12 protein-coding genes are annotated in these 9230 nt (G+C 69.6%); 6 read left to right on the plus strand and 6 right to left on the minus strand.

The features are described from left to right. Nucleotides 1-353 (plus strand): DUF4232 domain-containing protein (locus tag CCN72_RS18000; protein WP_143664127.1); only part of this gene is annotated, 353 nt, incomplete at its 5' end. A 26-nt stretch (nt 354-379) separates the two neighbouring features. Here CCN72_RS18000 and CCN72_RS18005 read toward each other — a convergent pair. The 3 genes from CCN72_RS18005 to hemB all read right to left on the minus strand — a co-directional run bounded on the left by CCN72_RS18005 (nt 380) and on the right by hemB (nt 3123). Then, a complete protein-coding gene (locus CCN72_RS18005) occupies nt 380-1015 on the minus strand; it encodes an NAD(P)-dependent oxidoreductase (protein WP_086808404.1) in 636 nt (211 codons plus the stop codon). 21 nt (nt 1016-1036) lie between these two features. After that, nucleotides 1037-2059 carry an LLM class flavin-dependent oxidoreductase gene (locus tag CCN72_RS18010; RefSeq protein ID WP_086808405.1) on the minus strand — a complete coding sequence of 341 codons (1023 nt, stop codon included), beginning with the start codon at nt 2057-2059 and terminating at the stop codon, nt 1037-1039. A 71-nt stretch (nt 2060-2130) separates the two neighbouring features. Next, complete coding sequence (gene hemB, locus CCN72_RS18015) at nt 2131-3123, minus strand: porphobilinogen synthase (RefSeq protein ID WP_086808406.1); 993 nt, start codon at nt 3121-3123, stop codon at nt 2131-2133. Nucleotides 3124-3330: 207 nt separating this feature from the next. Between hemB and CCN72_RS18020 the strand changes: the two genes are divergently transcribed. Further along, entirely contained in the window at nt 3331-4326 is a 996-nt protein-coding gene (locus tag CCN72_RS18020) for a phospholipase D-like domain-containing protein (RefSeq protein ID WP_086808407.1), read from the plus strand. 238 nt (nt 4327-4564) lie between these two features. After that, nucleotides 4565-5656, plus strand: coding sequence for a lytic polysaccharide monooxygenase auxiliary activity family 9 protein (locus CCN72_RS18025; protein WP_086808408.1), 1092 nt, complete (start codon nt 4565-4567; stop codon nt 5654-5656). Between the two features lie 54 nt (nt 5657-5710). Here CCN72_RS18025 and CCN72_RS18030 read toward each other — a convergent pair whose 3' ends face one another. Beyond that, nucleotides 5711-6139, minus strand: a complete 429-nt coding sequence (locus CCN72_RS18030) for a DUF5959 family protein (protein WP_086808409.1) — start codon at nt 6137-6139, stop codon at nt 5711-5713. A gap of 452 nt (nt 6140-6591) precedes the next feature. On the opposite strand from CCN72_RS18030, the gene CCN72_RS18035 reads away from it, so the two are divergent. Further along, complete coding sequence (locus CCN72_RS18035) at nt 6592-6798, plus strand: hypothetical protein (RefSeq protein WP_086808410.1); 207 nt, start codon at nt 6592-6594, stop codon at nt 6796-6798. Nucleotides 6799-7194: 396 nt separating this feature from the next. Here CCN72_RS18035 and CCN72_RS18040 read toward each other — a convergent pair whose 3' ends face one another. Together CCN72_RS18040 and CCN72_RS18045 are read right to left on the minus strand one after the other, a co-directional pair. Continuing rightward, entirely contained in the window at nt 7195-7491 is a 297-nt protein-coding gene (locus CCN72_RS18040; protein ID WP_244174299.1) for a nucleoside triphosphate pyrophosphohydrolase, read from the minus strand. A gap of 158 nt (nt 7492-7649) precedes the next feature. Continuing rightward, entirely contained in the window at nt 7650-8099 is a 450-nt protein-coding gene (locus CCN72_RS18045) for an ATP-binding protein (RefSeq protein ID WP_244174300.1), read from the minus strand. Between the two features lie 160 nt (nt 8100-8259). Between CCN72_RS18045 and CCN72_RS18050 the strand changes: the two genes are divergently transcribed. Both CCN72_RS18050 and CCN72_RS18055 read left to right on the plus strand, forming a co-directional pair. Beyond that, a complete protein-coding gene (locus CCN72_RS18050; protein ID WP_086808411.1) occupies nt 8260-9093 on the plus strand; it encodes a DUF5753 domain-containing protein in 834 nt (277 codons plus the stop codon). Further along, on the plus strand, nt 9090-9230 hold a 141-nt coding region (locus tag CCN72_RS18055), incomplete at its 3' end, for a DUF397 domain-containing protein (RefSeq protein WP_086808414.1). The genes CCN72_RS18050 and CCN72_RS18055, both read left to right, overlap by 4 nt.

Raw genomic sequence — 9230 nt, forward strand, 5'->3', positions numbered from 1 at the left:
TCACCGTCAAGAACACCGGCTCGAAGTACTGCGACCTGACGTACTACCCGGTGCTCCGCTTCGACGGGATGCAGTGGGCGCCCGGCGCCGACGAGTCGACCAAGCCGCAGGCGGTCACCACCCTCGCGCCCGGCGAGTCCGGCTACGCGGGCGTGCTGCTGTCCGCCGCCGACGGCAGCGGCGACGGCGGGCAGACCGGCCACAAGCTGACCGTGTACTTCCAGGGCATGACCCCGAACAGCGACGGCGGCGCCACGGCGAACGTCACCCTGCCCGCGAAGGGCGTGTACTACGACAGCTCGCTGAAGGTCACCTACTGGCAGCAGGACGCGTCCGACATCGCGGGCTGGTGACCCGAAGGCCCCTGCGGGGCAAGGGCCTAGTAGGCGATGGAGATGTGCGCCCGGGGATGCGCGTCGCGCTCGATCTCGTCGACGACCGCCAGCGCGAAGTCGGCGCCGGAGATCTCCGACCTGCCCTGCTCGTCGAGCAGGGCGACCTCCCCGCCGACGCGGTACGACCCGGTCCGCTCACCCGCGGCCCAGGCGCCGTAGCCGCCCGCGGGCGAGATCAGGGTCCAGTCGAGCGAGCCGGGCGGGGCGGTGGTGAGCCATTCCCGGATCGCGTCCATCTCGCGCGCCTCGGACCGGAACTGCTCCGGGACGTCCCCCTCGGCGAACCGGGGCTCGCCCGGCGCGGGGCGCAGCGAGGAGAAGCCGCCGATCACGATCAGCCGCGCGCCGTCGGCGTCCGCCGCGGCGGCGATGTCCTGGGACAGGCCGAGCAGCCGGCCCACCAGGTCGCCGCGCGGCGACAGGGCCGCGACCACCGCGTCCCGGCCGGGGACCAGCCGTACCGCGTCCTCGGCCGCGCCCTGGGTGTACGACACCCCGTCGACCGGGGACTTCGGCGCCGACCGTGCGTACGACGCCACCTGGTGGCCCCGGGCGACGGCCTCGGCGGCGACGTTGGCGCCGGTGTAGCCGGTCCCGCCGATGATCAGGATCTTGCCCACGGCGACTCCCGCCGGTCAGGGTCAGCGCCAGCCGAGCGCCGACGCGACATGGGTGAGGATGTTCTCCAGGACGTGACTGTTGTAGTCCACGCCGAGCTGGTTGGGCACGGTCAGCAGCAGCGTGTCGGCCTCGGCGATCGCCTCGTCCCCGGCCAGCTGCTCGATCAGGGCGTCGGGCTCGGCGGCGTACGTACGGCCGAAGATCGCCCGGGTGTCGGCGTCGAGGTAGCCGATGCTGTCGCTGCTGTCGCCGTCGCGGCCGAAGTAGGCGCGGTCCCGGTCGTCGGTGAGCGCGAAGACGCTGCGCGAGACGGAGACGCGCGGCTCGCGTTCCCAGCCCGCCTCGGCCCAGGCCTTGCGGTAGGCCCGGATCTGCGCCGCCTGCTGTACGTGGAAGGGCGCGCCGCCCTCGTCGTCCTTGACGGTCGAGCTCATCAGGTTCATGCCGAGCCCGGCGGCCCAGGCGGCGGTGGCGTTGGAGCCCGCACCCCACCAGATCCGCTCGCGCAGCCCCTCGGAGTACGGCTCGATGCGCAGCGGTCCCGGCGGGTTGGCGAACATCGGGCGCGGGTTCGGCTCGGCGAAGCCCTTGCCCTGGAGCACCATCAGCAGCACCTCGGTGTGCTTGCGGGCCATGTCGGCGTCGGTCTCGCCCTCGCCGGGCGCGTAGCCGAAGTACCGCCAGCCGTCGATGACCTGCTCCGGTGACCCGCGGCTGACGCCGAGCTGGAGCCGGCCGCCGGAGATCAGGTCGGCGGCGCCGGCGTCCTCGGCCATGTACATGGGGTTCTCGTAGCGCATGTCGATCACGCCGGTGCCGATCTCGATGCGCGAGGTCTTCGCGCCGATCGCGGAGAGCAGCGGGAAGGGCGAGCCCAGCTGGCGGGCGAAGTGGTGCACCCGGAAGTAGGCCCCGTCGGCGCCCAGCTCCTCGGCGGCCACCGCGAGGTCGATGGACTGGAGCAGCGTGTCGGAGGCGCTGCGGGTCTTCGAGTGCGGGCTGTCGGCCCAGTGGCCGAAGGAGAGGAATCCGATGCGTTTCATACCGCCGTGAACAGCGGACCGAGTTAATTGATTCCTCAACTATCACTCGGCCCGCCCCGCACCTGCCCGATTCAGCGCAGCTTCTGCGCCACCTCGGTCGCCCAGTACGTCAGGATGTTCCGCGCCCCGGCCCGCTTGATCCCCGTCAGGGTCTCGAAGATCGCCCGGTCCCGCTCGATCCAGCCCTTCTCGGCCGCGGCCTCGATCATCGAGTACTCGCCGGAGATCTGGTACGCGGCGACCGGCAGGTCCACCGCGTCCGCGACGCGCGCGAGGATGTCGAGGTACGGCCCGGCCGGCTTGACCATCACCATGTCCGCGCCCTCGGCGAGGTCCAGCTCCAACTCCCGCAGGGACTCCCGCCAGTTGGCGGGGTCCTGCTGGTACGTCTTGCGGTCGCCCCGCAGCGAGGAGGCGACGGCCTCGCGGAACGGGCCGTAGAACGCGGACGAGTACTTGGCGGTGTAGGCGAGGATCGCCACGTCCTCGCGGCCGATCTGGTCGAGCGCGTCACGGATGACGCCGATCTGGCCGTCCATCATCCCGCTGGGGCCGACAACATGGGCGCCGGCGTCGGCCTGCACCTGGGCCATCTCGGCGTACCGCTCCAGGGTGGCGTCGTTGTCGACCCGGCCCTCGGCGTCCAGCACCCCGCAGTGCCCGTGGTCGGTGAACTCGTCCAGGCACAGGTCGGACATGACGAGGAGGTCGTCGCCGACCTCGGCGCGTACGTCGCGCAGCGCGACCTGGAGAATCCCCTCGGGGTCCGTACCGGCCGTTCCCTGGGCGTCCTTGTTGCCGTCCTCCGGCACGCCGAACAGCATGATCCCGGAGACCCCGGCCTCGACGGCCTCCGCCGCGGCCTTCTTCAGGCTGTCGCGGGTGTGCTGGACGACGCCGGGCATCGCGGCGATCGGCACGGGCTCGCTCACGCCCTCGCGGATGAACGCGGGGAGGATCAGGTCGGCGGGGTGCAGACGCGTCTCGGCGACCATCCGTCGCATGACGGGCGTGGTCCGCAGCCGCCGGGGACGTGTACCGGGGAAAGATCCGTACTTCGTCATGCCTTCTACGCTACGCCCGCCCACTCGCCTTCCTTACCGACGCCCTGTCGGCCCCGCGGCCTGGCATTGAGGGGCAAACCGGAACCCCGATACCGAGTTTTTGCGCCCCCCTGGCCATCTCTGGATCCGCACGCCTCCCCAGCGTTCTACGCGCGTGGTGTCATGCACCCGACACCACACCCCCTGCCTCCCAAAAGGAGTCGCGCAATGCTGCGGAAGGCCCTCACCCGCGCCGCTGTCGCCCTCGCCGCCGGCACCGCTGTCGCCATCGCCGCCGTCCCCGCGAACGCGACGACGTACTCGGCGTTCGCCTTCTCCCAGGCCGGTACCGGCCAGCCGACGATCTACGACTTCATCAACTCGGCCACCAGCAAGCTCGACATGACGATGTACGAGCTGGAGGACACGACGGCCGTCAACGACCTGGTCGCGCTGGAGAAGAAGGGCGTCACCGTCCGGGTCGTCCTGGACCGGCAGCACAAGAGCGAGGACAACGCGGCGTACACGACGCTGACCGACGCGGGCGTGGGCGTCGTCTGGTCCTCCTCGTCCTACGTCTACACCCACCAGAAGACGATCACCGTGGACGGCACCAAGTCGCTCGTCCTGACCGGCAACCTGACCTCGCAGTACTACACGACCAGCCGGGACTACGGCGTCTTCACCGACGACAGCCGCGATGTCGCCGCCATCGAGAAGGTGTTCGACGCCGACTACGCCGGCACCGCGATCACCCCCACCGACGGCGACCACCTGCTGTGGTCCCCCACCGACTCGCGCAGCCGGCTGGTGTCCTTCATCAACGCCGCGACCAAGACGCTGGACGTGCAGGAGCTGGAGTTCAGCGACAGCACGGTCGTCAACGCGATCGTGGCGCGCGCCAAGGCGGGCGTGAAGGTCCGTGTCGTCCTCGAAGACCCCGCGAGCTACGCCAGTGAGGTCTCCGCGGTCAAGGCCGCGGGCGGCACGGTCGTCGGCTACTCCGACCCGAACGGCTTCTACATCCACGCCAAGGCCATGGTCGCCGACTACGGTCTGTCCACCCAGGCGGTGGAGGCCGGTTCCATGAACATCAGCAGCAACTCCCTGAGCAACAACCGGGAGTTGGGCATCATCATGACCGGCACGGGGGTGGCCCAGCCGGTGGCGCAGACCATCGAGACGACGTTCAGCGGCGACTACGCGGGCGGCACGGCGGCATAGCCCCGGCCCCTCGATCACCTTCGCCCGGCCCGGGCGGGACGGCTCGACCGCCCCGCCCGGGCCACACTTTGTCCAGGCCGTTTACATATGGTTTACGCGTCCCTATCCTCCGAGAGTGGGAGCGCTCCCATCCCGTTCGGCGCTTCGCAACCTCGGAACCTCGGAACTGTCATGCCCATGCCTCTTTGCACCTTGAGAGGCGCCTGTCCATGTCGATCTGCGAAAGGTCTCTCCCCCCATGATCAGACGCAGCAGAACGGCGGCCCTGCTGGCCGCGTTAGCCGCCACGGTCTCCGCCTTGGGGCTGATCCTCCTCGGCTCGGGGACCGCGTCGGCGCACGGCGTCGCCATGTTCCCCGGCTCGCGCACCTACCTCTGCTACAAGGACGCCATCACGAGCAGCGGCGCGGTCGACCCGACCAACCCGGCCTGTGCGGCGGCCATCGCGCAGAGCGGGTCGTCCTCGCTCTACAACTGGTTCGCGGTGCTGGACTCCAACGCCGGTGGTAAGGGCCAGGGTTACGTCCCGGACGGCACGATCTGCAGCGCGGGCAACAAGTCGCCGTACGACTTCAGCGGCTACAACCTGGCCCGCGACGACTGGCCGAAGACACACCTGACCTCGGGCTCCACCATCCAGCTCCAGTACAGCAACTGGGCGGCGCACCCGGGTGACTTCCGGGTCTACTTCACCAAGCAGGGCTGGTCGCCGACGACCCCGCTCGCCTGGTCGGACCTCCAGCTCGCCTCGACGGTCACCAACCCGCCCGCGTCCGGCTCGCCCGGCACGGACGGCGGTCACTACTACTGGAACCAGGCGCTGCCCTCGGGCCGTTCGGGCAACGCGCTGATGTTCGTCCAGTGGGTGCGCTCGGACAGCAACGAGAACTTCTTCTCCTGCTCCGACATCGTCTTCGACGGCGGCAACGGCGAGGTGACCGGCATCCGGGGCAGCGGCGGTACGACCCCGCCCCCGGACGGCGGTGGCGGCACGACCCCGCCGCCCACCGGCGGCACCGGCTCCTGCATGGCCACGTACAACGTGGACAGCTCCTGGAGCGGCGGCTTCCAGGCCACGGTCACCGTGATGAACCACGGCACCGCCCCGATCAACGGCTGGCACGTCGGCTGGACCCCGGGCAGCGGCACGACGATCGGCAGCGTGTGGAGCGGCACCCTCTCCACCGCCTCGGGCGGCGGGGTGACGGTCGCCAACGCCGCCTACAACGGCACGATCCCGGCGGACGGCAGTACGACCTTCGGCTTCACCGCGACATCGTCGTCCGGCAACAACCTGCCATCGGGCTCACTCAACTGCACAACCCCGTAAGAAACCTGGACCTGTGGGCACCCGGCCGGGGCGCCCACAGGTCACCTCTCCCCCTCATCCCGCCAGCAACGGCACCCATTCCTCCATGACGTGACGCAACCGCCGCTGATGATCGGCGATCCAGTCGTCCGGCGGTACGACCGGGATGCGCACGGTGACCATGCACCCGGACTCGTCCTCCACCACCACCTCCGGACACCCCCGCTCCCCGTCGAGCCGCACGAAGACCGACGGTCCTCTGTCCATCTCCATCCATCCCGCATCCACCCCGCCCCCGAGCCGCTCCAACGCCTCTCCCCAGCGCTCCAGCCGCGAGCGGGACAGCCCGAGCCGGAGCCGCCCGGACACGAACGGCGTCCCGACGACGATCTCCGCATCGAGCCCGCCGGCCCACCGGGGATCGACCCCCAGCACCTCGACCCCGACGCTGTTCCCCTCGTCATCGGCGAGCTGGATGAGCCCCGTCGACGGTGTGTCCCCCACGGCTGGCCTTTCGGTAGGCGGGTCTGAGGGATCCTCGCGCGGACGGCAGGCGGGTGGCACCCGGTTTTCTCACCTTCGGAAACAGAAAGCTCCGGACGTCGTCGTAGCCGTCGAGGGCCCGCGTGCCTGCATCCGCAGGATCCACCTCCGCACGCGCCGCCAAATCCCCCCACCAGCGCGAGGGATCCATCCCCGAGACGCCCGAAGCGCCGTGCGGTGTGCGGTGTGCGGTGTGCGGTGTGCCCCAGACGCAGGCCGGTCGGCCGGCCCGAGCAGCGGACTGCTCCCGGCCCCGTGCAGGATGCCTTGGAACACCAGCCGGTTCGGATTGCCGCCGCCCCTGCGCCCGACCGCGCGGTCACCCGAATGGCCTAGCGTGACGCGCCACCCACATGGGTGAACATCAAGCTGATTAATGGCCTAACCGAGGCAATCCGTGAAAGGCGAACCATATGCGCATTCGACGAATCCTCGCCGCCGTCATCACCACGGCAGCCCTCGCCGGACTCGGCCTCACAGGTGCCGCCACCGCCTCCGCCGCCAGCCTCACCCCGGGTGAGTGCCAGCAGGGCGGCGGCACGGTCGACTGGTCGAACCCGACCGTGGCCGGCACCGGGACCTGTAGGGGCGGCATGTACAACGGCCAGATGGTCGACTGAACCCCACAGGCACCAGGCGCCCCGCGGCCACATGCTGCGGGGCGCTTGGCGCGTGCGCAGCCGGGAGAGTCGCAGAGACCGCGCCGACCCGCCGGGCACGCTGGATCCGAGGGGTCGGGTTGCTATGTGCTGACCACGATGGCCATGCAGTCGTTGATGAGGGGCTTCGTCAGTGCGGCCATCCACACGACACAGGACACCTTCGAGCGGGCCAAAGCCCTCAATGTGCTGCCCGCCCTCTGGCAACGGATCCAGGCACTCGAAGACGCGGCCCCCCCTCGCCCGCCCCGGTGGCCATGTCATCGTCACCCGGTCACCGGAGGAGATCACCAAGGCTGCCGCGGACGGCGACTGGAGTGGGGTCCTGGGCCGATCGGCAATGCAAGCGGCATCCGGTCAGCGGTTGCCCGTCCAGATGATCCGGTCGGAGAAGTCGCCGCGCGCGGCTGTCTTCGCGGCGCGGATCTTCTCCAGCTGGTCTTCGTCGACCCCCAGGTCCGCGGCGAGGGCGTGCACGACCTCCAGCACGTCCGCCAGTTCCTCAGGTGCCGTGTTGTCGTCCGCCGCGAGGAACTCGGCGACCTCCTCGCCGAGTTTGTCCCGCAGTCGGTGGCGATACTCACCCCGTCCTGCGGTGTAGACGACCGGTTCGGTCCCGCCGTCGCGGATGATCTGCGGAATCCGGTTCCGCACCAATTTCCCTGGCTTGCTGAAGGAGTTCACCCGTGTCCTCCCGCGCATGTCCATGAGGCGAGCGACGAATGCCGCCCCTTCATGCCGCCGCAGCCTAGGGAATTCGCCTCATGACTGGCTATGTGCCCCGTGGATCCCACCCGTTCGGGCGGCGCCTCTCACCGTGGCGGGTGGGCTGCGGGCCCGAGCGGAGCGAACGCGCACTCCGCCCACACCGTCTTGCACGGCACCGGGCCCTGGCGGACGCCCCAGCGGGTGGACAGGGTGTCGACCAGGAGGAGGCCGTAGCCGGATTCGGAGGGGGTGGGGTTGCGGACCGGGAGGGACTCCGCGCGGGTGTCCGTGATCTCGATGCGCAGGAGGCCCGGGGCCGGTACCGCCAGGGTCAGGCGGAAGCTGCGGCCCGGGACCCTGCCGTGCAGCACGGCGTTCGTCGCCAGCTCGGCCACGATCAGCCGGGCCGGGTCCAACGGGACGCCCCATGACTCCAGTTGCTCGACCGCGAGGAGCCTCGCCAGGCGGGCGCCCCTGCGGGTGGCCGACAGCGGTACGGAGAACTGGCGCGGTGGCTTTTGCGCCAGCGCGGTCTGCTGAGATTCCTGATTCACATCACGCAGCGTGTCCGTACCTGCGTAGCCTGTGAATATCGGTGGCCCGGGCGACCAGTGCCTGTCCGTGAGTTGTCCGGATCCGTCCGGGCTGTACGGCGTGACCGGAGGCGCGCGTCCGTGGTTGGGCCCGGCAGGGAGCGGCGGGAGGACGGCAGACGTGAGCGACTGGGACGCGGAACTGGAGGACGAGGAGGCCGGGGCCGTCATTCGTACGGTAGCCCGGCAACTCAAACTGTGGCGCGAGGCGGCGGGCCTCACCCAGGCCGAGTTCGGCACGCTGATCGGGTACGGGGAGGAACTGGTCTCCTCGGTGGAGCGAAGGCGGCGGATCCCCCGCCCCGAGTATCTCGACGCGGCGGACGAGGCGTTGGGCGCCAGCGGCAAGATCTCCGCGATGAGGACGGACCTGGAGGAGGTCCGGTACCCCAAGAAGGTGCGGGACCTGAAGAAACTTGAGGCGGAGTCGACTGAGCTGTGCGCCTACAACAACTCAGCAGTACATGGACTGTTGCAGACGGAGGAGTACGCAAGGGCAGGACTCCGCACGCGTCGCCCGGCCTTCACGGCGGACGAGCTGGAGCAGCGGGTAGCCGCTCGGCTGGCCCGTCAGCAGATCATCAACGACACGTCGCCCCGGCCTGCCTTCAGCTTCGTGCAGTGCGAATCGACGCTACGTCGACCCATCGGGGGCAGGATGGTCATGCGTAGCCAACTCGAACGGCTGTTGGAAGTAGCCGAGTTACCTCACGTTGACCTACAGGTACTTCCCCTGAGCCTTGAGGAGAACTCCGGTCTCGACGGTTCGTTCAGGCTGCTCAGACTCAACGATGGCACCACCGTTGGACACTTGGAGGTGCAACACATCAGCCGGGTGATCACCAACCCGAAAGAGGTGCAGCTCCTAGAGATGCGCTATGGAATCATCCGGGCACAGGCTCTCAACCCCCGAGAGTCGTCGGCCCGAATCGAGAAAGTGCTTGGAGAGACATGAAGCTGGAGTGGATAAAGAGCAGCTACAGCACGCCCGATGGACCGGACTGCGTCGAAGTAGCTGCCGTTCCCGAGCAGATCCTCGTCCGCGACTCCAAGAACCCCACCGGCCCCCGCCTCGCCCTCACCCCCACCACC

The organism is Streptomyces murinus (genome assembly GCF_002154555.1).
In the GTDB taxonomy this organism is placed as follows: domain Bacteria; phylum Actinomycetota; class Actinomycetes; order Streptomycetales; family Streptomycetaceae; genus Streptomyces; species Streptomyces murinus.